Raw genomic sequence first — 25824 nt, forward strand, 5'->3', positions numbered from 1 at the left:
GCCGCACTAGCTTCTCCCGCAATCTCGCGCTTGTAAGTGAGGACCGGCCATGGATCACACCAGTGACCCCGGCGCGCTGCGCTACGTGATCGATCCCCGAAGGCTCGATCTCGTCGAGGAGTTCCGCGCAAGTCCGCTCGGCGTGCATAGCCCAGAACTTCGCAAGCTGCTGGCGCGGATGCGATGGGGCAAGCCGGAAGGGCGGCTTGTCCTGATCGTGCTCGAACCTGGCAAGGCCTGGCGGCTGTCGCGCATCCCCAAGCGTCGGGGCGATCCGATGCCTTTCGTCGATGATCGCGTCTTCACCTCTCTCGTTGAAGCGGAGTGGCATGTGTTCAAGCTGCGTTGGCAGGAAATGACGGGAACGACGCTGCCTGCGGAGATGTCCGGTGATCTATAAGACCAACGAGTATCTCGGCTATCCGGATCGCATCAGCGTCCCAGCCGGCGAGGCCGTCAGATTCCAGCTGAGCAGCAAGCGGCCGAGCGTGAAGGTCGAGGTGCTCAGGCTGCGCTGCGGCGATGTCGATACCAACGGCCCAGGCTTCAAATACGAGGTGATGACGAGCCCCATTGACGGTGAGCATGCCTGCCTCGACCAACCGATCCGGCCGGGATCCAACGCCGTCGTCGACCACGACGGTGCACTGGTCCCGACCGGCAGGCACTGGTGTTTCGGAGCCTACGTGTATCCGACGCGGATCGCGGACAATGCCAAGGCCGTGTTGGGAAATTGGTGCGAGCACTCGGCGCGCGGCTACGCGCTCGAGCTCGACGAGGAGGGGCATCTGGTCCTGGTGCTAGGCCAGGCGAGCGGTGCGCCGGCGCGTTTTACCCTCGACGTCAAGCTGCGCCCGCGGGTCTGGGCGTTCGTATCATGCGCGCTTGATCTTGCGCAGGGATCGGTAACCTTGTCGCTGATTGTTCCGGCAGACGGCGTTCGGCCGGCCGCTGCCCATTCGAAATCGTTCGCCCTGCCGCAAGCGCCTGCGCTCGATTCCGGCCTGCCGTTCCTGATCGCGGCCCATCATGCGAATGGTGATCGCCAATATACCTCGCACTTCGACGGCAAGATCGAAGCTCCGCGTGTCTTTTCGTGTCCGTTGGACGCAGAGGCGCTGCGGGTATTCGACGGCCGGCTGCGGACGGGGGTAAGCGATGCCGGGCTTGTCGCCTTCTGGGATTTCTCGAACGGAATCTCGTCACTGTCGATCAAGGATATTTCACCGAACGGCCTGCACGGTAGCCTCCGCCAGCTGCCCCGCAGGGGCGTGACCGGCTTTCAATGGTCTGGATCCGTTCACGACTGGCGGCTGTCGCCGCAGGAATATGCGGCGATTCATTTCCACAGCGACGATATCTACGATTGCGAATGGCAGACAACCTGCACGCTCGATGTGCCAGCCCACTGGCGATCAGGCGTCTACGCGCTCCGGCTGACCTCGGCAGGCGACAATCCAGACCGGGACTGCGAAAGCTACGTCACCTTCTTCGTGACGCCCGGCAAGGCGTCCCGGCGGGCGGATCTGGTCGTGGTCGCTTCGATCGCGACATATCTGGCTTATGCCAATAGCGCGTTGCGTCTCTATCAGGTTCACTTCGAGACTCTGATGGAGCACGTTCTGTGGTTGCCGCAAGACGACGTCTTCATGCAGGAGAACCCGGAGATCGGCCAGTCGACCTATGATTGCCATGTCGACGGCTCGGGACGAGCGTACAGCTCCTGGCTGCGGCCGGTCCTCAACATGCGTCCGCGCGGCTACTGGTTCAATTTGATCAACGACACACATATCCTCGACTGGCTCGAGGAGAAGGGGATCGCCTACGATCTGATCACGGATGTCGAGCTTGACCGGGAAGGAGCGCGGGCGCTCGCTCCTTACCGAGTCATGATGACGCCGACCCACCCCGAATATTACAGCTTCAACATGATGAACGCGATCATGGCGTATCAGAACGCCGGAGGGCGGCACATCTCGATGGGAGGCAATGCATTCTACTGGCGCTGCGGCTTTCACCCGGCCGCACCCGCCGCGCTGGAGGTTCGCCGCGGCATGGCAGGAACGCGCACCTGGGAATCGGAGCCCGGCGAAGTGCATCTTGCCGGCACCGGCGAGCCGGGCTCGCTGTGGCGGCATTCGGGCTTTGCGCCGCAAAAGCTGGTCGGCGTCGGGTTCTCGGCCATGATCAACGATACCTGCGGCTATTATCTGCGTACCGCCGAAAGCGAGGATGCGCGCGTCGCGTTTATCTTCGAGGGCACGGGGCGTCACGAAAAGTTCGGTGATTTTGGGTTTCGCTACAATGGTGCGGTCGGCAGCGAGATCGATCGGTACGATCTCGAGCTCGGAACGCCGCCGCATGCGTTGCGGATCGCAACGTCCGAAGGATTGGGTGCGGGCGCGCTGCCCACGCCGGAGGAGTTCCGCACCGTGGTCGACGGACTCGACGGTACGCAGAATGCGCTGGTGCGCGCCGACATGGTGTTCTTCGAGACCGCCCATGGCGGCGCCGTCTTTGCGACCGGATCGATCACCTACGGCATGTCGTTGGGTCACAACAACTACGACAACAACATCAGCACCATCACGTTGAACGTCGTGAATCGGTTTCTCGATCCAAGGCCGTTCATCATACCTGCCAAAACCTAGACTGCGGCCTCGATTTCGGCCCAACATGCAAGATCGCCATCTCGTCGCCAGAGATGGCTTCTCGAACCAGGGAGGCTGTCATGTCGGACAAGCCTGAGTTTCACCCCCCGGAATTGGGATCGGTCAACGTCGCTCCCCGCAAGGCGCGCCCGATGCATGCGGACGAGCACTGGGCCAGCCAGCCCTGGTATGAGGCTCCGCGTGGCGATCTCTCCGTCGCGGAAGTCTACACCTATACCGATGCGATGTCTTACGACCCGGGAGACGAAGTCGTGTTTCGCTCCTCCGCGACCGCAAAGGCCTGGCGGCTGCAGATCTATCGCGACGGTCTCGAGCCCGAGATGGTGCATGAGGTCGATGCGCTTGACGGCGTGTTCGCGGCTACGCCATCCGATGCCTATCGCAATGGCTGCAACTGGCCCGTCGCTCATCGCTGGACGTTGCCGCCGGATCTGCGCTCGGGCTTTTATCGTGTGGTCTCGTCGTGCGAGCGAGCGAACGGGGCCCGCTTCATCCAGCATCATTTCTTCGTCGTGCGCCCGACGGAGAAAACGCGGCGCGCGAAGATCCTGATGATCCTGCCGACGGGCACCTGGACCGCCTACAACGATTTTGGCGGTGCCAATCACTATTTCGGCGTCGAAGGTCCTGACAGGGACGAGCCGTCGCCGGTTTTGTCGCTGCAGCGGCCATGGACGCGCGGCGTGGTCTGGCTGCCGCCCGGTGCGCCGCGCATCTGCGCCGATCCCGCGCCCGAGATGGGTGACGCGCCACGCTATCAGATGAAGGAGTGGGCGTTCTCCAACGGCTTTGGCCAATATTACGCGGCAGCGGGCTGGGCCCAGTACGACCGGCATTTCGTGCTCTGGGCGCAGAAGGAAGGCTACGCCCTCGACATGATCACCCAGACCGATCTTCACTACAGGCCCGAGCTGCTCGACGCCTACCCTTGCGTCACCATCATCGGCCATGACGAGTACTGGACATGGGAGATGCGCGAGGCGATGGAGCGCTATGTGGAGGGCGGCGGGCGGCTCGCGCGCTTTGGCGCGAATTTCCTGTGGCAGATCCGGCTCGAGGACGATGGCAAGCGCCAAGTCTGCTACAAGTTCAAAGCCATCCACAAGGATCCGATCGTCGGCACGGACCGCGCGCGCCTGATGACGTCTGCCTGGGAAGATCGCAACATCCGTTGGCCCGGCGCCTCGACGGTCGGCGTGAACGGTGCGCACGGCCTCTACGCGTCCTGGGGTGGCTTCGCGCCGAACGGCCAACGAGGCTTTACGGTCTATCGCCCCGAACATTGGGCATTTGCCGGCACAGGACTGCACTATGCCGACATCTTCGGCGACAAGCAGCACATCTTCGCCTACGAGGTCGACGGGCTGGACTACACGTTCCGCAACGGTCTTCCTTTTCCGGTCCCGGTCGAAGGGCAGCCCGAGACCATTCAGATCCTGGCGATGGCGCCAGCCGTCCTGGCCGAAGACGAGCCGCAGGGTGAGGGCTTCCGCTACTACGTACGCAGCAGCGACCACGAAGGCCTGGTGGAGTGCATCACCGGCGAGGTTACGCCCCACGGTCTGGCCCGCTACAAATACGGCTCCGGCATGATGGTGCACATGACCCGCGGCAAGGGCGAGGTGCTGACAGCTGCGACTTGCGAATGGGTGATGGGGCTGAAGCGCGGCGATCCGTTCACGCAGCGGATCACCCGCAACATCCTCGATCGCTTCACTGCGCCCCGTTCCGCGTGAGCAGCTCTCAGCGACGCCTGGATTTCGCGCGTGCTGCCTTGGCAGGTGGTGCAGTGCGCGTCTTCATCGCTTCGATCTCGACGTCGTCGTCAACGGCCGTCTCGGGAGTCATGAAGCGCGTGCCGCCATGCTTTTCCAGCAACCGGACGAGATTCTGGCCGCCCTCCATCATGTCCGCCTGGATCGACTCGCGCACCTTGTCCGGCCGGCGCTGCCGCAGATTCTTGAGAACGGACAGGTGCTGGTGCTCGTTTGGATAGGTCGGGGGGGCGTGCGGGTAATGGAAATTCAACAAGGGGCCGTTCCGCATCCAGATATCGTCGAGGATGGCGAGTACCTCGGGAAGCCCCGATCCATCATAGAGACCGCGGTGGAATTGCCAGTTGGCGCGAACGGCGTCGGACCATCTGTGCTCCTTTTCCGCGCTGATCAGCTCGCGGTGAGTGGCCTCCATCCTGTCGATATCGGCGTCCGAGATGCGCGTGGTTGCGTGCTCGGCGGCAAGTCCCTCGAGAAACAGCCTGACGGTCCTGAGCTCGATATACTGCTTGGCCGTCATGTGGGCGACCATGATCGAGCGTCCCGCCTGCATCTCGAGCGCGCGGCCGCGCACGAGCTGCATCAGGGCTTCGCGAATGGGCGTCTCGGAAACGTTCATGGTCGCAGCAAGGTCGCGGATCTTGAAGCGATGGCCGGGCCAGAACCGGCCTTCCATCAGCGCCTGGCGCAGATTGTTGTAGACCAGGCTTGTCAGGCTGTCGCGCGCGACCGGGCCCACGCCGCCCTCGCCATGTCTTTGTTCAACGTCAACCATGCTCGGTCCCCGAAAGGTCTGGGCCGTTTCGGCCATCAGCGCCGACCCGGGTTCGAATCCATTTCGTATATAATATAGGATGTCGTGGTTGCGCACTGACCGTCTGCCCGTCTTCTGCGACGGAGCCCTCAAGGCTCGCCGCCTCCTGAAAACCCAAATTCGTCAGCTCCGGGATCGGGTGCCGCCCACGAGGTCTACGGCCTGGGCAGCAACAATTTCCCTTGTAGCCGAGAGAATAATATATGATATATCAAAATAGGAGAGGAGAAGGCATGCCGGAATTGATCAGGACAAGGGATGCCGCCCTGCGGGCGCGGGCCGAGAAGGTCGTGCCAGGCGGGATGTGGGGACATCTCCACGCGGCCAAGTTGCCCGAGACGTATCCGCAGTTCTTCAGCCGCGGCGAGGGCGGTGTGATCTGGGATGTCGACGGTCACCGCTACGTGGACTTCATGTGCAGCTGGGGTCCCAACCTGCTCGGCCATCACCATCCCGAGGTGGAGGAAGCTGCCGAGCGTCAGCGGCGCGACGGCGACTGCCTCAATGGTCCGGCCGAAGTTATGGTCGAGTTGGCCGAGCTTGTCGTCGATATGGTGGGACATGCCGACTGGACGCAGTTTCAGAAGAACGGCACCGATGCGACGACGACGTGCGTCACGATCGCAAGGGCTGCAACAGGTCGACGAAAGATCCTCGTCGCCAAGGGCGCCTATCATGGTGCCGTGCCGTGGTGCTCACCGTCGCTTCTCGGTGTGACCGCCGAGGATCGCGCCCATCTCGCATATTTCACGTTCAACGACGTCGAGAGCCTCGAGGCGGCGGCCAAGGCGGCGGGTGATGATCTGGCCGGAATTCTGGTTTCGGCATTCCGCCACGATCTCGGGTTCGACCAGGAACTTCCAACCGTAGAGTTCGCGCGCGCGGCGCGTCGCATCTGTGACAGCAAGGGGGCCGCGCTGCTTATCGACGAAGTTCGCGCCGGCTTCCGCCTGAATGCCGCGGGTAGCTGGGAAGGCCTTGGTGTTCGGCCCGATTTGTCCGCTTGGAGCAAGGCGATCGCCAATGGTCATGCCCTGGCGGCCGTCACCGGAGCCGATTGGCTGCGCCGCGCCGCGAGTCAGGTCTTTGTCACGGGGTCATTCTGGGCCGGCGCCGTCGCCATGGCTGCTGCCGTCGCGACGTTGAAGATCGTGCGCAGGGACGATGTTCCGGCCCGCCTTGCGCAGCTCGGGCAAACGCTGCGTGATGGTCTCGAGACGCGTTCCCGCCAGTTCGGTCTTTCAATCCGTCAGTCGGGGCCTGTGCAAATGCCGACCCTTTTGTTTGAAGGGGACCCGGACTATCGGAAAGGTTCGGCCTTTTGCAGCGCGATGCTTGCAAGGGGTGTCTACTTCCATCCCAAGCACAACATGTTCCTTTGCGCCGCCCATACCGAGGCCGACATCGCCGTGGCTCTCGAGGCAGCGGAGCACGGCTTCGCAAGCGTGGCGGCACTTTGATGTCACGTGGTGCGAAAACTATGATGGTGCGACGAATGCTCATGTTTGGTCGGATGAGCCGAGTGGTGCGACCAGTAAGTGATTGATTGTTCTTGACCCGTCGCTATCTCTTAATCGGCGGGTCCCAGGTTCGAGCCTTGGTGCGCCCACCATATCAATGCCTTGGCCGACGACACCGTTTGAGCATCTTGTTTTTCAAACGGTCTTTTCAGTCCAACGGACTGGCCGCGATAAAAAGTGCATCGCGCGACGCCTCAATGGTTCGTTGTGTGAGTGAGGCCTCACTGGCCGTCAGATGGCGACCCCACGCCCGGATCCCGGCGTTGAAACGCGCATGGCACGATGAGCTCGCGCCAGGGGGCGCCGGGCGATTCACGGCAGTTGTCAGCTTGTCGGTGCGCGCGCCCCGCCAACTGTTTCGCCAAGCCTCCGTAAGAGGATACTAAAAGTTGAAGGTCGTGGAGACCATGTATGCTCTCGGTGCGCCGATCGATATTCCGCCGCCTGCGCCGGGAACATTCGTGAGATAATTGGCGCCGAACAAATTGACGATCCGCCCGCGAATCACGATCGGCTTACCCGACCACATGTTGGCGAAAGTATACGATGCTCCCAGATCCGCACGCACGTATGCGGGCACACGTTGCGTGTTCTGGGGATCGTAGTAGCTGTCGCCAACAAAGACTGCGAGCGGCGAAACCGTGCTCTCAAGGCGATCCTCGCCGCTTGCGAGGATGCCGGGATCGATCCGCGCGAGATCGACGGCTTCGCGTCGTATGGTGATGACCGCAGCGAGGCGTCGCACCTCGCGGCCGCGCTCGGCATCCGCCAGCTCCGCGCGGCGACGATGCAGTGGGGGGCGGCGATTTCCGCAGCAAACCTGCGTACCTGCTGGGTGCTGCGGTCGGATCAGGCCATCGTGTCGGGCTGGTATCGCAGGTCTGATTCTGCGCGCTCGTGAAAGCGGGGCCGGCTAATGTGGCGGACGCGGGAGCTGCGTGCGCGTGGGCTCTCGCGGCGCGAGTACGTGTACCAAGAATCCGAAAGTCCCGATCTTCGCCTCCGATCCCAATATCGACGCGACGTATTGCTTTTGGAGCGCTGGCGAGCACGACGCTGCCGCCGTCTTATGCGCTATGCTGAAGCAAGATGCATTCGAGCAGACCATTAGTCTCGTTTATGTCGCAAATTTCCACTTCCAATTTTACTTCGCAAAATCCCGCCCTTAGCCTCACGCACAACTGATCACATCCGCAGCCGGTCAATGGCGATCGGGGCGAGCGTTCATCGTAACCAATGAGGGTTGCCATGTCTGACAGCATCAAGGAGACATCCACTTCCGATCCGGCGGGAACGGAAGCGAGATCTGCGAAAAAGACGAGCCGGCGCACGCTGTTGAAGGGTGCGGCGGCCGTTGCAGGCGCAGCAGCAGGATCGGACGTGATCCGCGGTTTCCCGACCATCTGGGCGCAGGAGATCAAGGATATCGAGCTGCGCCATGTCGGCGTCTCCTACTCGGTGGTGAAAGCGATCGGCGACCAGGCCGCCAAGGATCTCGGCTTCAAGGTGACGATGCAGAACCTCGACACCTCCGCGGCCATTAACCGCTTCATAAGCCAGCCTAATACGGTCGACATCGCCGATCTCGAGGGCTGGCAAGCCAAGCTCGCCGCCAAGCGCGGCGTGATCCAGGGCATCGAGGTCAAGAAGATCAAGGAGTTCGACAACATCCTGCCGATCTTCACCAAGGGCGAGATCGATGGCCACAAGATCCCGCGCCAGGGCATCTCGCCCTATGAGGCCATGTACATCGCCAAGCCCGATTCCACCGATCTGCACGACGGCGTCACCGAGTGGGCGACCTTCCTGCCGCAGGTCTACAACGCCGATTCCATCGGCTATCGGCCCGACCTCGTCGGCCACGAGGTGACCGAGTGGAAGGACCTGATCGATCCCAAGTTCAAGGGCAAGGCCGCGATCCTCGACGTGCCCGCGATCGGCATCATGGACGCCGCGCTCTGCTTCGAAAGCGCCGGACTGATCAAGTACGGCAACAAGGGCAACATGACCAAGGAGGAGATCGACTTCACCTGCAACAAGCTGATCGAGCTGAAGAAGCAGGGCCAGTTCCGTGCGACCTGGACCACCTTCGACCAGTCGGTGCAGCTCATGGCTGCGGGGGAAGTGGTCATCCAGTCGATGTGGTCGCCGGCGGTTGCGGCCGTCCGCGTCAAGGAAATCCCCTGCGTCTACGCGCCTGTGAACGTCAAGAACGGCAAGGAAGGCTATCGCGGCTGGTGCAACGGCATGGGCCTGATGAAGCATCTGTCCGGCAAGAAGCTCGACGCGGCCTATGAATATCTCAACTGGTATCTCTCGGGCTGGCAGGGCGGCTTCGTCGCGCGCTACGGCTATTACAGCCCGGTGCCCTCGACCGCGAAGAAATTCCTGACCCCGGCGGAATGGGCGTTCTGGTACGAGGGCCAGCCCGCGCCAGAGGTAGTCAACGATCCCTACGGTGTCGCGATGGAGAAGGCCGGCACCAAGCGTGACGGTGGCTCGTTCCTCGACCGCGTCAAGAACATTTCGTGCTGGAACACGCTGATGGACGAGGCGGCGTACATGAACAAGCGCTGGAACGACTTCAAGGTGGCCTGAAATCTGCTTTCCCTGACCTGAAGCGATGCACCGGCGCGGTCACGCGCCGGTGCGAGAAGACCGACTTCGAGGCGTTTGCCGCTATGCAGTCCAGTCAAACTCCGCCACGCGCAAATCTCGCCGGCTGGCTCTATGTTGCGCCGCTGGTCCTGGTGCTCGTGCCGTTCTTCGTGGCGCCGATCGTGGTGGTGCTGGCGGCGAGCTTCTTCGCCACTGACGGCTTTGGCGGGCTGACGCCCGGCTTCACGCTGGCAAGCTACGTCGAGGTCCTGCATTCGGCGCTGACGCTGAAGCTGTATCTGGCGACGATCAAGTTCACGGTCCTGACCTGGATCTTCACGTTGATCATTGGCTTTTTCGTCGCTTACTTCCTGGTGTTCCACGTCCGCAACCAGCTGCTCGCGATCGGCCTGTTCCTCTTGTGCACCGTGCCGTTCTGGACCTCGAACATTATCCGGATGATTTCCTGGATCCCGCTGCTCGGAAAAGAGGGTCTGATCAACCAGGCGCTGCTTGGAATGGGCGTGATCCGTCAGCCGCTGGAGGTGTTGCTGTTCTCCGATCTCGCCGTGGTGATCGCCTATGTCCACCAGCTCACGATCTTCATGGTTGTGCCGATCTTCAATTCCATGGCGCGGATCGACAAGAAGCTGATCGAGGCCGCGATCGACGCCGGCGCCAGCCGTTTCGACATCATGCGCCTGATCGTGGTGCCGATGTCCAAGAGCGGCATCGCGCTCGGTACCATCTTCGTGGTCTCGATCGTGATGGGCGATTTCTTCGTGGTGAAAGTGATGTCCGGCGGTGGCTCGGCCTCGGTGGTCAGTGCCTTCTACGAGGATGTCGGCGTGCTGCAATATCCGACTGCAGCGGCCAGTGCCGTGCTGCTGACGCTGGTGCTGGTCGCGATCGTCTCGCTGATCCTGCGCACAGTCGACATCAGGCAGGAGATTACGCGATGAGCGCGGTTCTCGCCGACATGCCAAAGTCCGACGTGTCGAAGACGGTCGCGCCCGCGACGACCAAGGCGATCGCGCCCAGCAAGGGCGGCCGTCCCTGGACGTTCTATGTGCTGGCGACGCTGTTCGCTGCATACGTGATCGCGCTCTACGGCCCGATGTTCTGCATCTACATCCTGTCGTTCCAGGATATCCGCGGCGGTCTCGTCTTCCCGATGAAGGGCCACTCGCTGCACTGGTTCGTCGATCTCTTCACTCAGGTGCGGACCGGCGACGTCAAGGGCTCGTTCGACCGCTCGATCAAGCTCGCAATCATCGTCACCATCATCACCGTCGTGGTCTCGTTCCTCGCTGGCCTCGGCTTCCGCAAGCGCTTTCGCGGCGACACCTTTGTTTTCTACATGATGATCGGCAGCCTCGTCGCACCAGGTCTCGTGCTCGGCCTCGGCACGGGTCTGCTGTTTCAGGCCCTCGGGCTGAACGCAAGCTGGTACACCTCGGCACTTGGCGCACAGCTCTCCTGGACGCTGCCGTTCGGCGTGCTCGTGATGTTCGCGGTGATGTCGCGCTTCAACCATGTCTGGGAGGAGGCGGCCTACGATCTCGGCGCCAGTCGCTGGCAGTCGATCCAGCTGGTGATGATCCCGGTGCTGGCGCCCGGCCTCGTCGCGGTGGCGCTGTTCGGCTTCACGCTGTCCTACGACGAGTTTGCGCGCAGCCTGCAGACGGCAGGCTCGCTGAACACGCTGCCGCTGGAAATTTGGAGCATGACGCTGAACGTGACCTCGCCCTCGCTCTACGCGCTCGGCACGGTGACCACCATCGTCTCCTTCGTCGTCATCGGTGCGAGCCTCGGTACCATCGTGCTGATCCAGAAAAGGCGCGGCAGCGCGACAAAGGGCTAGGAATGAAGAGCGATCGCGGCGATATCGAACTGGCGGGCGTCTGCAAGAGCTTTGACGGCGCGACCTACGTGGTCGACGGCGTCAATCTGAAGATCGCGGACGGCGCCTATTGCTGCTTCATCGGCCCGTCCGGCTGTGGCAAGACCACGATCCTGCGCATGATCGCAGGCCATGACGACCCGACCGCCGGCGAGATCGTGATCGGCGGCCAGAACGTCGTCGGTCTTGCGCCGGTGCAACGGCGCACCGCGATGATGTTTCAGTCTTACGCGCTGTTCCCGCATCTGACCGTGCGGGAGAACATCGCCTTTGCACTTCGTGTGCGCGGCCAGTCCAAGTCCGATCGGCTGCGCGCGGCGGATGCCATGATTGAGAAGGTCAGGCTGACGCAGTTCGCCGACCGCTTGCCGACCCAGCTTTCCGGCGGCCAGCAGCAGCGTGTGGCGCTGGCGCGGGCCGCGATCACCGAGCCGCGCGTGCTGCTCCTCGACGAGCCGCTGTCCGCGCTCGACGAGCAGCTCCGCGTCCAGATGCGCCAGGAGCTGCGGCGGATGCAGCAGGAGCTCGGCATCACCTTCATCCACGTCACCCATACCCAGCTCGAGGCGATTGCGCTGGCCGACCTCGTCGTCGTGATGGAGCAGGGCAAGATCAAGCAGGCGGGCCCGGCGCGCGACGTCTACGCGCATCCGCACGACCGCTATGTGGCCGAGTTCATGGGCGGCCAGAACGTGCTGTCGGGCCGCGTCGAGAAGGTCAACGGCGCGAGCTTCACGCTCGCGCAGGCGGCGCCTGATGGCATCGAGGTGCCGTTGCGGCCACGCGCGGCCGTCAGCGTCGGCGACAAGGTCGACATCGCGGTGCGCCGCGACGACGTCGCGCTGGTCCGGCCCGGCAGAGACTTGCCTCCGGGTTGCACAACCTCGCTGCCGAGCCGCGTGCTCGCGATCGAATACCAGGGCTATTTCGTCAAGGTCATGCTCGACACGGTGCCGGACGACGAGTTCGTCGCCTACGTGCCGGAAAAGACCTTCTTCGCAGATCCCCTCGCCGTAGGCGATGTCGTGATGGCCACATGGGCCACCGGCAGCGCGTTGCCACTTGCCTGAAGACCCGTCGCGCACAGGAGCATGACCGTGCAGATATCCTTTTCACTCAACGGCCGTCCCACCACCGTGGATGTCGAACCGGCGACGCTCGTCGCCGAGCTGCTGCGCGAGCAGCTCAACCTGACCGGTACCCATATCGGCTGCGACACCAGCCAATGTGGCGCCTGCGTGGTGCATCTCGACGGCCTGCCGGTGAAGAGCTGCACGCTGCTGGCGCCCGCGCTCGACGGCGCTACGCTGCTGACCATCGAAGGTCTGCAGGGCGCGCCGGGCTCGAACCTGATGCATCCGATGCAGGAGGCGTTTCGCGAGCATCACGGCCTGCAATGCGGCTTCTGTACGCCGGGCATGCTGATGACAGCGGTAGCGCTGGCTGCTGAGAAGCCTGATTTGACCGAGGCCGACGTCCGTCACGGCCTCGAAGGCAACATCTGCCGCTGCACCGGCTACCAGAACATCGTGGTTTCCGTGATGGCCGGCGCTGCCGCCATGAACGCCGCCAAGGGAGAGTGACCATGGGCAATGTGATCGGCATTGGCGCCGCGCCGAAGCGGAAAGAGGACCAGCGCTTTCTCACTGGTCGCGGCAATTACGTCTCCGACATCAAGCGCCCCGGCATGGCCGCAGGCGTGTTCGTGCGCTCGCCGCACGGGCATGCGGTCCTGCGTAGTGTCGACAAGAGCGAGGCGCTGGCTGCGCCCGGCGTCATCGCCGTGCTGACCGGCGAGGACGTCAAGGCCGACGGGCTCGGCTCGTTACCCTGCGGTTGGGGCATCTCGGACGCCAAGGGTGTTCCGATGAAGGAGCCGCCGTTCCCGATGCTGGCGCAGGGCAAGGTTCGCTTCGTCGGCGACATGGTGGCCTTCGTCGTCGCCGAGACGCCGGAGCAGGCGAATGTCGGGGCCGAGCTGTTGAAGATCGACTACGAGGTGTTGCCCTCGGTGGTCGGCCTGCTCGAGGCTGTCAGGCCGAATGCGCCGCAGCTTTTCGACGATGTTCCGAACAACATCTGTTGCGACTGGGAGCTCGGCGACAAGGCCGCGGTCGAGACCGCGTTCAAGAAAGCTGCGCATGTCGCCAAGCTCAGTCTCGTCAACAACCGCCTGATCGGCAATCCCATGGAGCCGCGCGCGGCGATCGCCGAATACGAGCCGGGCACCGATCGATTCACGCTGTGGACCACCAGCCAGTTTCCGCACGTGGTGCGCTTCCTGATGGGCGCGCTGGTGCTGAACATTCCGCAGCACAAGCTGCGGGTGGTGGCGCCCGATGTCGGCGGCGGGTTCGGCGTCAAGCAGTTCCATTATGGCGAGGAGGCCGTGATCACATGGGCCGCCAAGCGCGTGAGACGGCCGGTGAAATGGGTGGCGAGCCGCTCGGAGGGCTACGTTTCCGACCGTCACGGCCGCGACCACGTCACGGAGGCCGAGCTGGCGCTGGATGAGACCGGAAAATTCCTCGCCTTCCGCGTCAACACGCTCGCTAATATGGGCGGCTATCTCTCGACCTTCGGACCGAACATCCCGACCAATCTCTATGGTCCCTTGCTCGGCGGCGTCTACACCACGCCAGCGATCTACTGCAATGTGAAGGTCGTTTTCACCAACACCGTGCCGGTCGACGCTTATCGCGGCGCGGGCCGGCCCGAGGCGACCTTCGTGCTGGAGCGCATCGTGGACGTCGCGGCCAGCGAGATGGGCATCGACCGCGTCGAGATCCGCCGCCGCAACATGATCCCGAAGGAAGCCTATCCGTATCAGACGCCGGTGTTGGTGCAGTACGATTCCGGCGATCCCATGGGCTGCCTCGACGGCGCGCTGGTGGCGGCCGATGTCAAGAATTTCGGCGTGCGCAAGGCGGCCTCGGCCAGCAAAGGCAAGTTCCGCGGGCTCGGCTATTCCACCTATGTCGAGGCCTGCGGCCTTGCGCCCTCGCGCTTCGCGGGCCGGTTAGGCGCGCGCGGCGGCCTCTACGAGAGCGCCACGGTGCGCGTGCATCCGACCGGCCAGGTCACGGTGATGATCGGCACACACAATCATGGCCAGGGCCATGAGACGACCTTCGCGCAGATCGTCTCGGAAAAACTCGGCGTCGCCTTCGAGAACGTCGACATCGTGTTCGGCGATACCGACCGGGTGCAGTTCGGCATGGGCACCTATGGCTCGCGCTCCCTCGTGGTCGGCGGCGCGGCCCTATCGAAGGCAACCGACAAGGTGATCGCCAAGGGCAAGAAGATCGCCGCCCATCTGCTCGAGGCGGCCGAAGTCGACATCCAGTTCGAGGCTGGAAAGTTCTCGGTCGCGGGCACGGACCGCAGCAAGAGCTTCGAGGAGATCGCAGGCGCGGCCTACGTCCCGCACAACTATCCGCTCGAAGTGCTGGAGCCGGGGCTGGAGGAGCAGGCCTATTACGATCCCGTCAACTTCACCTATCCTGGCGGCTGTCACATCGCCGAGGTGGAGGTCGATCCCGAGACCGGTACGGTGACGCTGGTCAATTACACCGCGGTCGACGACGTCGGCACCGTCATCAATCCGATGATCGTGGAGGGCCAGTTGCATGGCGGCATCGTGCAGGGCGTCGGCCAGGCGCTGTTCGAGAACGCGGTCTACGACGAAGGCTCCGGCCAGCTGCTGTCGGGCTCGCTGATGGATTACTGCATGCCGCGCGCCGACCATCTGCCGATGATGAAGGTTGAGACCCATTCCACGCTCTGCACGCACACGCCGATGGGCGTGAAGGGCTGCGGCGAGGTCGGCACCATCGGCTCGCCCGCGGCCGTCATCAATGCCGTGGTCGACGCGCTGTCGCATCTCGGCGTCACCCATGTCGACATGCCGGCGACTCCGAACCGGATCTGGCGCCTGCTGCAAAACGCGTCGCTGCCGGTCGCCGCGGAATAGGGAGGACAACAATGAAGCCGTTTGCCTATCACCAGCCTGACCAGATTCCCGATGCGGCCAGGCTGCTGACCTCGATCGAGGATAGCAAGCTCGTCGCCGGCGGCATGACGCTGATTCCGACGCTGAAGCAGCGGCTGGCGAGCCCCGTCGCGCTGGTAGATCTGTCGAAGCTTGGAAGCCTCAAGGGAATCACCGACGATGGCGCTACGATCACCATTGGTGCGATGACGCCGCATGCTGTGGTGGCGGCCTCGAAGTTGGTGCAGACGAAAACCCCCGGGCTGGCGGCGCTCGCGTCCATGATCGGCGATCCCGCGGTGCGCAGCCGCGGTACCATCGGTGGCTCCGTCGCCAACAACGATCCAGCGGCGGACTATCCCGCCGGCGTGCTCGGTCTCGGTGCCACCATCGTCACCAGCATGCGCGAGATCGCGGCCGACAAGTTCTTTCTTGGGCTGTTCGAGACGGCACTTCAACCGGGCGAGATCATTACCGCGATCCGCTTCCCGGTGCCGCTCAAGGCAGGCTACGCCAAATTCAAGGCGCCGGCCTCCCGTTATGCGCTGGTCGGCGTGTTCGTCGCCAAATTCGCCGATGGTGTCCGCGTCGCCGTGACCGGCGCCGGTCCAGGCGTTTTTCGCGTGCCGCCGATGGAAGCCGCGCTGTCGTCCAATTTCGATCCCTCGGCCATCGCCGCGATCAAGATCGACACCGACGGTCTCACCTCCGATATCCATGCCGAAGCCGACTACCGTGCGCATCTCGTCACGGTCATGGCCAAGCGCGCCGTTGACGCGGCGCTCAGCTAGCTCTTCAGGGTTGATGATGACTGATAGTTCCGGCCGAACGGCCTTCCCGCCGGCGCCGACTGGCCTTGGAGCACTTTCTGCAACCGAGATCATGGCCGGCTACCGGCGCAAGGCGTTCACGCCGCGCGATGTGGTCGACGACACCATTGCCGCGCTGGAGGCGACCAACGAGGCCTACAACGCGGTGGTGACGCCGATGTATGATCAGGCGAGGGCGGAGGCCGATCGTCTCACCAAGCAGATGCGTGCAGGCGAGGCCAAGGGACCGCTCGCCGGCGTGCCTGTCACGATCAAGGATCTCGTCTTCGTCGCGGGCGTGCCGGCCTATGGCGGCTCGCCCATGAACAAGAGCTTCGTGCCCGATGCCGATGCCGCTGTGGTCTCTGCGCTGAAGGCCTCCGGCGCGATCATCACCTGCAAGACCACGACCTGCGAGTCCGGCTACAAGCTGACGGCCGACAGCCCGGTCACTGGCACGACGCGAAACCCCTGGAATCCCGGCCGCACCAGCGGTGGATCGAGCGGCGGCGCGGCGGCAGCCGTGGCGGCTGGCTGCGGCCCGATCGCAATCGGTACCGACGGCGTCGGCTCGATCCGTGTACCCTCGTCCTTCTGCGGTGTGTTCGGGCTCAAGCCGACGTTCGGTCTCGTGCCGCGCTCGCCCGGCTTCTCGCCGCCGTCCTGGGCCTCGCTTGCACACACCGGTCCGATCACGCGTACGGTCGCGGATGCGGCGCTGACGCTGGAGATCATCGCCGGTTACGATCTGCGCGATCCCGCGAGCCTGCCTGTGTCCGCGCGTCGCTTCGATACCAACGCTGCATCACTCAACGGCATCCGCATTGGCGCCAGCGTCGATCTCGGCTACGCCGCTGTCAGTCCCGACGTGCGTGCGGCGTTTGGCAAGGCGCTCGCCGTTCTCGACGCCTGTGGCGCGCAGGTCACCATGGATGGGCCGGGCCTCGATCCCGGCATTCTGGAGCATACGCTAAAGCCGATTGCCTTCACCGAACAGGCCGCGGCAGTGGCGACCAAGTCCATGGCCGATCTCGCAAGCTCAGAGGCCGACTACCGTGACGTCGTCACAGCCGGCCGGCACTATAGCGGCACGGATTATATCGAAGCCGGCTACCGGCGCGGCCAGGCCCGCGGCGCTTTCGTAAAACTGTTCGAACGCATCGATGCGCTGGTGACACCGACGGTCGCGGTGGCCGCGTTCGAGGCCGGCCGGATCGGCGTCGGCACGGTCGACGGCAGCAAGGTCGATCCGCATCTCGGCTGGTCGCCATTCACCTGGCCGATCAATCTCGCCGGTCTTCCGGCGGCGACGCTGCCCTGCGGCTTCGACCGCGATGGGATGCCGATCGGCCTTCAGATCGTTGCGCCCTGGCTCGACGAACCCACAATCTTCCGCATCGCTGCCGCCTTCGAGCAGGCCCAACCCTGGTCAAAGTTCTGGCCGCCGCTGGCGCTGCGGGAGCAGGGACGCGCGCGGGCGAAAACGTAAGCTGCGCGCTCAAGAGAGCTCGATCGGAACACCACGTCCACTGAGCTCTTCGTCGAGGCGCAAATAGTGCGCGAGATAGTCGTGCAGCGCTGTGGCCGCCTTCGAGGTCGCGCCGCTGGACTTATAGAGCAGCAGTTCGACCTTCGGCAGCGGCGGCAGGCCTTCGTTAAGGCCGATCTCTCGCATCGCCGGCACCAGCGCGCTACGGCCGAGCACGGTCACGGCCATACCGGCAAAGGCGGCAGCCTGCAATCCGCCCACGCTTTCGCTGACGCAGGCGATGCGCCAGCGCAGGTTCGCGCGCTCCAAAGTATCGATCGCATAGTCGCGATAGATGTTGCCCGGTGGTAGCAGGGCGAGCGGGATGGGCCTCTCCTGATACGCGGCAGATTGCTCGCCGGTCATCCAGACGAGCTGTTCGCGCCGCACCACCTGTCCACCGGTGAAATCGTTCATGCGGGTGACAAGGGCGATGTCGACATCGCCGCGTTTTACCAGGCCGACCAGAGGGGTGGACAACGCACAGTTGAGTTCGACCTGGATGCGCGGAAAGGACTTGCGGAACACGCTCAGAATCGACGGCAGCATGAACGCTGCATAGAGGTCAGGCGTGCCAAGCACGACCTGACCCTCGATCTCCTGCGACGCGAGTTGCGAGATCAATTCGTCATGCAACCGCAGGATGGATTTGGCGTAGGTCAGAACCATGGAGCCATCCTCGGTCAGCGTCAGCCGACGTCCCCCGTGCAGGAAGAGCTGCTTGGCTGTCAGTTCCTCCAGGCGCTGTAGCTGCAGGGTGATTGCCGGCTGGGTGCGGCCCAGCCGGCGTGCCGTCTCCGTGATGCTGCCGGTCTCGACGACCGAGATCAACGACCGAAGCATGCGGATGTCGAGACTGATAAGGTTCATGAGGCGCCCGTTTCGCCCAGAATTTATGCAATTTCCATGCTAGCGCGGAATGGGGTTAGGTTAAATCGACTGCCGCGGGTCGTTCACCTCTCCCGCTTGCGGAAGAGGTCGGCGCGGAGCGCCGGGAGAGGGATTTCTCCTCTTGGGGATTGTCCCTTTGAGGATACAGCCCTCTCCCCGACCCTCTCCCGCAAGCGGGAGAGGGAGCGCACCTGCCTTGGAGCAAATCAAATCTGATCCAATCACGCCTTAGCGCCTGGCGAGGACACCGCACGCGAACGCGCATGCCCTCACGAACAGGCGGATCTTGGCCGAGGGCATGTTGCGGCGGGACGGCGGTTCTGTCCACGCCATGCGGCATCATTCGATTTGCGCGATGCGGCGATCAGCTCGGGCTGGCCGAGCCCACCGTTGCGGCTCTATCCGCTGCGCGTCACGACAGAGCCGGTCGGGATTGAAGAGGGGGCGGCACACCGCCGATGCAATGATGACATCGTGCCGCTGTTTTGCCCGACGAGGCAAAGGGATGAATTACGCAATTTGTCTTCAGAAATTTGCCTTTTGAAACAAGGGCATTCTGCTTTGCATGGGGTTGTTTTCGCGGTTTTGGTTCGGCGTGGTTGATGACCGAGTTGTGTGCTCTTAGTTTGTCGGCCCGTCGCCGCGGATGGCAAAGGTGGTGGCCTTCAGCCTGGTCATGCCGAACTTGTCGAACAGCCTGTCATAGGTGCCGTCGGCGCGGATCGCGGTTAGTGCGTCGGCGACGGCCTGGGCGAGCAGCTTGTCGCGGAAGGCGAAGGTGATGTCGGTGCCGGCGATGTCGCGGACCCAGATCTTTGCGATGCCCTTCTGCTCCAGCGAGTTGGCGGTCTCGTTGATGTTGAGCGCGGCTTCGAGCTGGCCGGCACGCAGCGCCGCCGAGGTCGCGGTCACCGTGGCGAAGGTGCGCAGCTCGACCGGCTTGAGGCCCTTGGCTTCCATCGCGGTGCTGAACTCGCGGGCCTTGCGCTCGGTGTAGGTCGCCGATTCCACGCCCACGACGCGGCCGGCGAGATCCTCGAACTTCTCCAGCTTCAGGCTGGAGGATGGATCGGTGTAGATGCTGATCGCTTGCTGCGCGTAAGGCACGAGGTAAAGCATCTTGGAGCGCTCCTCCGTCCAGAACAGGCCGGTGTTGATGGCATCGAAGCGGCCGGAGCGGAGTGCCGGGATCATCGGCGGGAAGTCCATGCGGAGGAACACCGCCTCGACGCAGATGCGCTTGGCGATCTCGCGGGCGAGCTCGACGTTGAGGCCCTGCAGCTCGCCCTTGTCGTCGACGAATTGCTGCGGCGGCAGCGTCGGGTTGATCGACATCTGCCATTTCGGCGCCTCGATCAGGCTCGATGCCGGCACTTTCGGCGTGCAGGTCTGGGCGCCGGCCGCCTGAGTCAGGCCGACCAGAAGAGCGAGCGCGGAGAAGATCTTTGGAAATCGCATCTGAATACTCCGATCAAATCGTGGGTGGCACCGGTCCGATTCTTCATTGTCTCGTCATGTGGCGGCCGTCGCGTCGGCTTGCCGGGTCAGTATCAGCGAAACGTGGCGGGCCGCGGTCACCACCTCGTCGCGCTGGTTAAGGAGATCGAGCGTCTCGACGACGATGCCGCGCGCGGGATTTTTGGTCCGGTGTTTCTCGACGAAGCGGAAACGGACACGCACGGTATCGCCGGCGAGGATGGGACCTCTGAACTTCACCTCGTCCCAGCCGAGCGAGGCCACCGAGGTCTCCTCGTACAGCTTCAGCTCCGACTTCAGCCCTTCCATCAGCGACAGGCCGAACAGGCCGTGGCCGATCACGGCGGGAAAGCCACGCGACCTCGCGTAAGCTGAATCGACGTGAAGCGGGTGGTGATCGCGTGTGACGTCGGCAAAGGCCGCGATGTCGGCTTCCGTCACTGTGTGCACGGCGGTCTCGAACTCCGCGCCGAGCGCGATGTCCTCATAGTGGAGATTGGTCGATGCGGAGGTGTCCATGGGTATGTCCTCAGGCGACCTTGCGCGGTCGCGCTGGCAGCGCTTTGAAACTTTGCGCGATCCCCATCGGCCCGGAGCGGAAGATGCGCGGGTCCATGTCCTTCAATTGCGGGCTGATGCGCGGCCTGAAGCCCATATGGGCGAGGATATCCTCTTCCAGCCGAACGCCCGGCGCGATCTCGGTGAGCGTCACGCTGCCGTTCTCGAGCTCGAACACGGCGCGCTCGGTCACGTAGCTCACCTGCTGGCCGCGCTGCGCAGCGAGTGACGCACTGAAGCTGATCTGGCCGACCTGCGAAACGAACTTGCGGAAAGCACCGTCGCGCCGGATCGCGAGGCGACCGTTCTCGACGCCGATGTCGAACTTTCCGCCGGTCATGGTGCCGCTGAAGATCAGGCGCTTGGCGTTCTGCGTGATGTCGATGAAGCCGCCGGAGCCGTCGCGGCGCTCGCCGAAGCGGGTGACGTTGACGTTGCCCGCCTCGTCGACCTCGGCGAAGGAGAGGAAGGCGCAGGACAGTCCGCCGCCATCGTAGAAGTCGAACTGATAAGCCTGATCGAGGATGACGCGCGGATTGATCGCTGTGCCGAACTCCCGGGCGTGACCGGGCACGCCGCCGACCACACCGGACTCCACCGTCAGCGTGATCAGGTCGGAGATGCCTTCCTCGGCCGCGACATTGGGGATCATCGCGGAAATGCCGACACCGAGATTGACGACGTCGCGGGGACGCAGCTCGAAGGCAGCGCGGCGGGCGATCACCCGCCGTTCGGTCAGCGGATCGGGCGTGATCATCGCCTCCGGCACGCGCGTCTCGCCGCAGCGCGCGGGATCGTAAGTCGTGCCGTAGGTCTGCATCTGCTCGGGCTCGAGCACGACGTGGTCGATCAGGAAGCCAGGGATCTTCACCATCTGCGGATGGATCGAGCCGCGCTTCACGATGCGCTTGACCTGGCAGATCACGGTGCCGCCGGCATTGTGCACGGCTTGCGCGATCGAGAGATCCTCGCGCGTGGTGCCCTCGTGCTCCATGCTGATGTAACCATCTTCATCTGCGGAGGTGCCGCGGATGATGGCAACGTCAGGCGGACCAGGGACACGGTAGAGCAGCCAGGACTGGCCGTGCAGCTCGAGCAGGTCGACGAGCGGCGCGGTGGTGCGCTTGTTCATGCGCCCGCCATCCTGGCGCGGGTCCATGTAGGTGTTGAGGCCGACATGGGTGAGCACGCCGGGATGCTTGGCGGCCATGGCGCGGCAGAGCTGACTCATCACGCCTTGCGGGAAATTGTAGGCGTCGATCAGCTCGTCACGAACGAGGCGCATGAACGGCACCTGGAGGCCGAAATTGCCGCCGATCACGCGCGCGATCAGGCCTTCATGAGCCAGGTGACAGAGGCCCTTCTCGGTCACGGCGCCGACACCGGTGATGTTGATCAGCGTCAGATTGTGCGGGCCCTGGCCGCCGAGAAAACGCCGTTCCAGCGCGTCGAGGATGGCTTCGGCAGCGCCCGTGCCGCCATTGCCGCCGACGATCAGCGTATCGGTGTCGCGGATGAGACCGGCGGCCTCTGCCGCAGTGATGATGCTCAGCATGAGTGCGCTTCCCGCATCACGCGGCCTCCTTCTCGACCTGGCGGGCGATGATCAAGCGCTGGATCTGGTTGGTACCCTCGTAGATCTGGGCGAGGCGGACATCGCGGAAGATGCGCTCGATGCGGTACTCGCGCGAATAGCCGTTGCCGCCGTGGATTTGCAGCGCGTTGGAGACGTGCTTCATCGCCATGTCGGTGGTAAACAGCTTGGCCTGCGCCGCCTCCTTGGCGATCGGCTCGCCGGCATCGTGCAGGCGCGCGGCGTGGTGGATCAAGAGGCGCGCGGCGGCGATGTCGGTCGACATGTCCGCGAGCATGAACTGCACCGCCTGGAAGCCGATGATGGCCTGGCCGAACTGCTTGCGGTCCTTTGCGTATGCGGTGGCATCCTCGAACGCAGCCTGCGCCATGCCGAGCGCCATCGAGGCCATCATCAGCCGGCTGAAGTTGAAATTGCTCATGGCCATCTTGAAGGCCTGGTTCTCCGGACCCATCACGCTGTTGGCCGGCAGCCGCACGTCGGAGAACGTGATCTGGCAGTCGTCGAGGCCATGCATGCCGAGCAGCTCCTCGTTCTTGCCGCGGGCGATGCCGGGCAGGGCGCCGTCCACGAGAAGACAGGAGATGGCGCGTTGGCCAGCATCCGCGCCGGTGCGCGCGAACACCATGATGCGATCGGCGACGCCGCCGAGAGTCACCCAGGCCTTGGTGCCGTTGAGCCGCCAGCCATCGCCCTCGCGCACAGCGTTGGTGCGGATGCCCGCGACGTCGGAGCCGTGGTCGGGTTCGGAGACCGCGGTGGCGGGAATGATGTCGCCGCTCAGGATCTTCGGGATCAGCGCCTTATGCGCGTCGGTGCCATGATGATCGAAGAACAGCACGGCCTCGACGGGGATCGCGAAGGCGTTGGCGACTGCGCCGGAGCAGCGCGCCAGTTCCTCCATCGCGATGCAGGCAGCAACCGTATCGAGACCGGCGCCGCCCGCGGCTTCGCGCAGACAGATGCCGAACAGGCCGAGATCGGCCATGCCCTTGTAGAGGGTGCGATCGAAGCGGTCCTCGCGGTCGATCGCTGCGGCGCGGGGCAGGATCTCCGCTTCGGCGAAGCGCCGGGCGGTCTCGCGCAGGGCTTTCTGGTCTTGGCTGTAGAAGCGGTCCATGGGTGCGCCTCCCGTCAGTCGCTGGCGAGCTTGGAATCGTGGGAGACTTCGCTGCGGTCGCGGTCGAGGAAATAGACCGCGACGTCGTCGCCCGGCACGCCATAGGCGCTGCACACGCCGCGGGTCAGCGCGATGGCGGCCGCGCGCCGCTCGGCTTCACTGCGGCGGAAGGCGTGGACCTTGAGCAGGATTCGCTGGCCGGTGGCCTGAGCGCCGAACGTGCCGGCGTGGGCGTAGTCATCAGGCGCAATGGGCAGGAAATAGAGCGTGACCGTATCAGCGGTGACGCCGAAGGCCGACATCAGGCCGTCGGTCACGGACCGCGCCAGCGCCGCCTTGCGCTGGGAGGGAACTTGCGGGGCGAGCACTTCGACGTAGGGCATCGATCAGACCTTCGCGGATTTGGCCGCAGATGTTTTCGATGAAGACGATTTGGGCTTCGTCGATCTCGCAGGGGCCGGAGTGTCGACCTGACGGCAAGAGTCGCGCTTGATCAGCCGGGCGCCGACGCGATATTCGCGAACACCCTCACTGCCATTGCCTTTGGCGTCCATGCGATGCAGCAGCCGGTCGACGGCGAGATTGGCAAGGTCCCGCGCGCCGTTGTCGACGATGCTGATGGCCGGGCGATGCCATTCGAACCACGGCATGTCCTCGTAGCAGAGCAGCGAGAGATCATCGGGAATGGCGATGTTCCGTTCCGCGGTGACGCGCAGCACGCCGAGCGTCGCTTCGTGATTGGCGACGAAGATCGCGCTCGGCGGGCGGGAAAGGTCGAGCAGCTTGCGGGCGCTCGTCGCGCCGGTCTCGGGCACGTAGTGGCCGGCATGAATCAATGTGTCGTCCCTGGCGATGCCGGCCTCACGCAGGGCGCGGACATAGCCGGACAACCGTTCGCGGCCGGACGTCGTGTCCTGGCGGCCGACGATCAGCCCGATGCGCTTGTGCCCGAGCTCGATCAGGTGACGCGTGCCCAGATAAGCGCCTTGCGGATCGTCGGCGAGCACAGTCTCGAGATCGGTCGCGTCATCGCGCCGCACCAGGCAGACGATGGGCACGTCCTTCGCAAGTGTCTTGAGCTGCGCGCCATTTTTGCCCGTGGGCACCACGATCAGCCCGTCGATGCGGTGGTCGACCAGCGTGGTGAGGGTGTCGCTCTCCTGCTGCGGGTCGTCGCCGCCGATGCACAGGAGCATCTGATAACCCAGCGCCTTCAGGCGTGCCTGCACCACTTCGGCCATCACCTGGAACGAGGCATTGGTGAGATTGTGGACGAGAAGAGCCACGAGCCGCGACTGCCCGGTCTTGAGGCCGCGTGCGATCGGGTTCGGCCGATAGCCGAGCTCGCGCGCGATGCGCACCAGGCGCTGCTGCGTACGATCGCTGGTCAGGCCGGTTCCCGTTAGCGCTCGCGAAGCGGTGCTGACTGAAACACGGGCCGCCTGTGCCACATCTTTGAGCGTGACGCTCATCCAACCCGCCGATAAACTGCAAACGATTGCAGAAACGCTATGAGCTTATTCCGCACGGATCAAGCTCAAAAAATGGATGGTGTTGCCCAATGCAGAGCCATTTATGCAAACGATTGCATAGATCGTGCGGATATTCCGCAGACGGCGGCCGTCGCTTGAATTCACCCGAGCACCCGGCAGTTCCCTGATGAAGGCGTTCCGCGGCACCTACACCGTCATGATCACCCCGTTTACGGCAGCGGGCGAGGTCGATGTTGCGGCATTGCGCGCCTTCGTCGATTGGCAGATCGCGGAGGGCATTCACGGGCTGATCCCGCTTGGCTCGACCGGCGAGTTCCTGTCCATGGAGGATGACGAGAAGGCGCTGGTGGCTGAGGTCGTCATCACCCAGGCGGCGGGGCGTGTGCCCGTGCTGATCGGTACCGGCGCGGAGGATACGCGCGAGGTGGTGCGTCTCAGTCGCCGTGCCGAAAAACTGGGCGCCGACGGCGTGATGATCATCCCGCCGTTCTATTCGACGCCGACCGACGACGAGCTCGTCCATCACTACAAGACGGTTGCGGATGCGATCGCGCTGCCGATCATGGTCTACAACAATCCGGCAACCGCCAATGTCGATCTCAAGCCACAGCTCGTGGCTCGGATCGCCGAGATCGACAACTGTCTCTATATCAAGGAGTCGACGCTGGAGGTGACGCGCGTGCGCGACATCATCCGCCTCTGCGGCGACAGGATGACGGTGTTCGGCGGCATCCTCGGCTTCGAATCCTTCGTCGAGGGCGCGCAGGGCTGGGTGGCCGTGGCCTCCAACGTGGTCCCGGCGGAAATGTCCCGCATCTTCAGCCTCGTCGCTGACCACGGCGCGATCAAGGAAGCGCGCGAGCTCTATCTCAAATACCTGCCGGTGATCGAATTCGTCGGCGGCCAGGCCTATGTCGCGGGCAGCAAGGCGCTGCTCGGTCATATGGGCTTTGCAGCCGGCAATCCGCGCCCGCCGCGCCTGCCGCTGCCGGCTGCGCAGGATGCTGCCGCGCGTCATCTGGTCGAAACCTTCGGTCTGACGTGGCGCGATGCGTCCAACGAGGCTGCTTAGGTCAGGAGTA

The 25824-nt window shown here is 63.9% G+C and carries 21 protein-coding genes and 2 pseudogenes; 15 read left to right on the plus strand and 8 right to left on the minus strand.

Translation table 11 applies throughout. The annotated features are described in order from the left end of the window. Positions 1 to 49 precede the first annotated feature (49 nt). The 3 genes from D6B98_RS03250 to D6B98_RS03260 all read left to right on the plus strand — a co-directional run bounded on the left by D6B98_RS03250 (position 50) and on the right by D6B98_RS03260 (position 4408). Positions 50 to 400, plus strand: coding sequence for a N,N-dimethylformamidase alpha subunit family protein (locus tag D6B98_RS03250; protein ID WP_126255478.1), 351 nt, complete (start codon positions 50 to 52; stop codon positions 398 to 400). Further along, on the plus strand, positions 390 to 2651 hold the full coding sequence (locus tag D6B98_RS03255; RefSeq protein WP_126255479.1) for a N,N-dimethylformamidase beta subunit family domain-containing protein: 2262 nt from the start codon (positions 390 to 392) through the stop codon (positions 2649 to 2651). Before D6B98_RS03250 ends, D6B98_RS03255 begins: the two co-directional genes overlap by 11 nt. A gap of 80 nt (positions 2652 to 2731) precedes the next feature. Then, positions 2732 to 4408, plus strand: coding sequence for a N,N-dimethylformamidase beta subunit family domain-containing protein (locus tag D6B98_RS03260; protein WP_126255480.1), 1677 nt, complete (start codon positions 2732 to 2734; stop codon positions 4406 to 4408). 109 nt (positions 4409 to 4517) lie between these two features. Here the strand turns inward: D6B98_RS03260 and D6B98_RS03265 are convergent. After that, positions 4518 to 5222, minus strand: a pseudogene (locus D6B98_RS03265) (GntR family transcriptional regulator); the annotation flags it as partial. Positions 5223 to 5494: 272 nt separating this feature from the next. Here D6B98_RS03265 and D6B98_RS03270 point away from each other — a divergent pair. The 10 genes from D6B98_RS03270 (at position 5495) to D6B98_RS03320 (ending at position 17571) form a co-directional block, all read left to right on the plus strand. After that, complete coding sequence (locus tag D6B98_RS03270; RefSeq protein ID WP_126255481.1) at positions 5495 to 6721, plus strand: aminotransferase class III-fold pyridoxal phosphate-dependent enzyme; 1227 nt, start codon at positions 5495 to 5497, stop codon at positions 6719 to 6721. A gap of 643 nt (positions 6722 to 7364) precedes the next feature. Then, the gene (locus D6B98_RS40750; RefSeq protein ID WP_245481232.1) at positions 7365 to 7682 is read left to right on the plus strand and encodes a hypothetical protein; all 318 of its coding nucleotides are present in this window, start codon (positions 7365 to 7367) and stop codon (positions 7680 to 7682) included. Positions 7683 to 8029: 347 nt separating this feature from the next. Beyond that, on the plus strand, positions 8030 to 9379 hold the full coding sequence (locus D6B98_RS03285) for an ABC transporter substrate-binding protein (RefSeq protein ID WP_126255482.1): 1350 nt from the start codon (positions 8030 to 8032) through the stop codon (positions 9377 to 9379). A gap of 83 nt (positions 9380 to 9462) precedes the next feature. Next, a complete protein-coding gene (locus D6B98_RS03290; RefSeq protein WP_126255483.1) occupies positions 9463 to 10341 on the plus strand; it encodes an ABC transporter permease in 879 nt (292 codons plus the stop codon). Beyond that, a complete protein-coding gene (locus tag D6B98_RS03295; RefSeq protein WP_126255484.1) occupies positions 10338 to 11243 on the plus strand; it encodes an ABC transporter permease in 906 nt (301 codons plus the stop codon). The genes D6B98_RS03290 and D6B98_RS03295 overlap by 4 nt, the downstream gene beginning before the upstream one ends. A gap of 2 nt (positions 11244 to 11245) precedes the next feature. Further along, a complete protein-coding gene (locus tag D6B98_RS03300) occupies positions 11246 to 12352 on the plus strand; it encodes an ABC transporter ATP-binding protein (protein WP_126255485.1) in 1107 nt (368 codons plus the stop codon). A gap of 21 nt (positions 12353 to 12373) precedes the next feature. Beyond that, complete coding sequence (locus tag D6B98_RS03305) at positions 12374 to 12865, plus strand: (2Fe-2S)-binding protein (RefSeq protein WP_205680439.1); 492 nt, start codon at positions 12374 to 12376, stop codon at positions 12863 to 12865. Positions 12866 to 12867: 2 nt separating this feature from the next. Next, positions 12868 to 15255 carry a xanthine dehydrogenase family protein molybdopterin-binding subunit gene (locus D6B98_RS03310; RefSeq protein ID WP_126255487.1) on the plus strand — a complete coding sequence of 796 codons (2388 nt, stop codon included), beginning with the start codon at positions 12868 to 12870 and terminating at the stop codon, positions 15253 to 15255. 11 nt (positions 15256 to 15266) lie between these two features. Then, positions 15267 to 16064: an FAD binding domain-containing protein gene (locus D6B98_RS03315; RefSeq protein ID WP_126255488.1), complete on the plus strand. Its 798-nt coding sequence runs from the start codon at positions 15267 to 15269 to the stop codon at positions 16062 to 16064. A gap of 16 nt (positions 16065 to 16080) precedes the next feature. Beyond that, positions 16081 to 17571 (plus strand): amidase, encoded by a 1491-nt coding sequence (locus D6B98_RS03320; RefSeq protein WP_126255489.1) that lies wholly within the window; start codon positions 16081 to 16083, stop codon positions 17569 to 17571. 9 nt (positions 17572 to 17580) lie between these two features. Here D6B98_RS03320 and D6B98_RS03325 read toward each other — a convergent pair whose 3' ends face one another. Beyond that, positions 17581 to 18480, minus strand: a complete 900-nt coding sequence (locus tag D6B98_RS03325) for a LysR substrate-binding domain-containing protein (RefSeq protein WP_126255490.1) — start codon at positions 18478 to 18480, stop codon at positions 17581 to 17583. Positions 18481 to 18759: 279 nt separating this feature from the next. On the opposite strand from D6B98_RS03325, the pseudogene D6B98_RS41875 reads away from it, so the two are divergent. After that, a pseudogene (locus D6B98_RS41875) lies at positions 18760 to 19104 on the plus strand (Rieske 2Fe-2S domain-containing protein); the annotation flags it as partial. 18 nt (positions 19105 to 19122) lie between these two features. Here the strand turns inward: D6B98_RS41875 and D6B98_RS03335 are convergent. From D6B98_RS03335 to D6B98_RS03360, 6 genes are read right to left on the minus strand one after another with little or no spacing between them, the layout of a single operon-like run. Then, complete coding sequence (locus tag D6B98_RS03335; RefSeq protein WP_126255491.1) at positions 19123 to 19959, minus strand: ABC transporter substrate-binding protein; 837 nt, start codon at positions 19957 to 19959, stop codon at positions 19123 to 19125. A 54-nt stretch (positions 19960 to 20013) separates the two neighbouring features. Next, positions 20014 to 20496 carry a MaoC family dehydratase gene (locus tag D6B98_RS03340; RefSeq protein WP_126255492.1) on the minus strand — a complete coding sequence of 161 codons (483 nt, stop codon included), beginning with the start codon at positions 20494 to 20496 and terminating at the stop codon, positions 20014 to 20016. 10 nt (positions 20497 to 20506) lie between these two features. After that, complete coding sequence (locus D6B98_RS03345; RefSeq protein ID WP_126255493.1) at positions 20507 to 22090, minus strand: acyl CoA:acetate/3-ketoacid CoA transferase; 1584 nt, start codon at positions 22088 to 22090, stop codon at positions 20507 to 20509. A gap of 16 nt (positions 22091 to 22106) precedes the next feature. Continuing rightward, on the minus strand, positions 22107 to 23249 hold the full coding sequence (locus D6B98_RS03350) for an acyl-CoA dehydrogenase family protein (protein ID WP_126255494.1): 1143 nt from the start codon (positions 23247 to 23249) through the stop codon (positions 22107 to 22109). A 14-nt stretch (positions 23250 to 23263) separates the two neighbouring features. Then, positions 23264 to 23632 (minus strand): tautomerase family protein, encoded by a 369-nt coding sequence (locus tag D6B98_RS03355; RefSeq protein ID WP_126255495.1) that lies wholly within the window; start codon positions 23630 to 23632, stop codon positions 23264 to 23266. Positions 23633 to 23635: 3 nt separating this feature from the next. Further along, positions 23636 to 24721 (minus strand): LacI family DNA-binding transcriptional regulator, encoded by a 1086-nt coding sequence (locus D6B98_RS03360; protein WP_126255496.1) that lies wholly within the window; start codon positions 24719 to 24721, stop codon positions 23636 to 23638. A 184-nt stretch (positions 24722 to 24905) separates the two neighbouring features. Between D6B98_RS03360 and dapA the strand changes: the two genes are divergently transcribed. Next, positions 24906 to 25814 carry a 4-hydroxy-tetrahydrodipicolinate synthase gene (gene dapA, locus D6B98_RS03365; protein ID WP_164718409.1) on the plus strand — a complete coding sequence of 303 codons (909 nt, stop codon included), beginning with the start codon at positions 24906 to 24908 and terminating at the stop codon, positions 25812 to 25814. Positions 25815 to 25824: the final 10 nt, after the last annotated feature.

The sequence above is a fragment of the Bradyrhizobium sp. LVM 105 genome, from assembly GCF_003957705.1.
Classification (GTDB): domain Bacteria; phylum Pseudomonadota; class Alphaproteobacteria; order Rhizobiales; family Xanthobacteraceae; genus Bradyrhizobium; species Bradyrhizobium frederickii.

Coding starts and splice junctions, on each gene's coding strand:
- D6B98_RS03290 (WP_126255483.1), top strand. CDS start 9,463: ATGCAGTCCAGTCAAACTCCGCCACGCGCAAATCTCGCCGGCTGGCTC.
- D6B98_RS03350 (WP_126255494.1), bottom strand. CDS start 23,249: ATGGACCGCTTCTACAGCCAAGACCAGAAAGCCCTGCGCGAGACCGCC.
- D6B98_RS03325 (WP_126255490.1), bottom strand. CDS start 18,480: ATGAACCTTATCAGTCTCGACATCCGCATGCTTCGGTCGTTGATCTCG.
- D6B98_RS03300 (WP_126255485.1), top strand. CDS start 11,246: ATGAAGAGCGATCGCGGCGATATCGAACTGGCGGGCGTCTGCAAGAGC.
- D6B98_RS03320 (WP_126255489.1), top strand. CDS start 16,081: ATGACTGATAGTTCCGGCCGAACGGCCTTCCCGCCGGCGCCGACTGGC.
- D6B98_RS03295 (WP_126255484.1), top strand. CDS start 10,338: ATGAGCGCGGTTCTCGCCGACATGCCAAAGTCCGACGTGTCGAAGACG.
- D6B98_RS03345 (WP_126255493.1), bottom strand. CDS start 22,090: ATGCTGAGCATCATCACTGCGGCAGAGGCCGCCGGTCTCATCCGCGAC.
- D6B98_RS03335 (WP_126255491.1), bottom strand. CDS start 19,959: ATGCGATTTCCAAAGATCTTCTCCGCGCTCGCTCTTCTGGTCGGCCTG.
- D6B98_RS03270 (WP_126255481.1), top strand. CDS start 5,495: ATGCCGGAATTGATCAGGACAAGGGATGCCGCCCTGCGGGCGCGGGCC.
- D6B98_RS03260 (WP_126255480.1), top strand. CDS start 2,732: ATGTCGGACAAGCCTGAGTTTCACCCCCCGGAATTGGGATCGGTCAAC.
- D6B98_RS03310 (WP_126255487.1), top strand. CDS start 12,868: ATGGGCAATGTGATCGGCATTGGCGCCGCGCCGAAGCGGAAAGAGGAC.
- D6B98_RS03250 (WP_126255478.1), top strand. CDS start 50: ATGGATCACACCAGTGACCCCGGCGCGCTGCGCTACGTGATCGATCCC.
- D6B98_RS03315 (WP_126255488.1), top strand. CDS start 15,267: ATGAAGCCGTTTGCCTATCACCAGCCTGACCAGATTCCCGATGCGGCC.
- D6B98_RS03305 (WP_205680439.1), top strand. CDS start 12,374: ATGACCGTGCAGATATCCTTTTCACTCAACGGCCGTCCCACCACCGTG.
- D6B98_RS03355 (WP_126255495.1), bottom strand. CDS start 23,632: ATGCCCTACGTCGAAGTGCTCGCCCCGCAAGTTCCCTCCCAGCGCAAG.
- D6B98_RS03285 (WP_126255482.1), top strand. CDS start 8,030: ATGTCTGACAGCATCAAGGAGACATCCACTTCCGATCCGGCGGGAACG.
- D6B98_RS03360 (WP_126255496.1), bottom strand. CDS start 24,721: ATGAGCGTCACGCTCAAAGATGTGGCACAGGCGGCCCGTGTTTCAGTC.
- D6B98_RS03340 (WP_126255492.1), bottom strand. CDS start 20,496: ATGGACACCTCCGCATCGACCAATCTCCACTATGAGGACATCGCGCTC.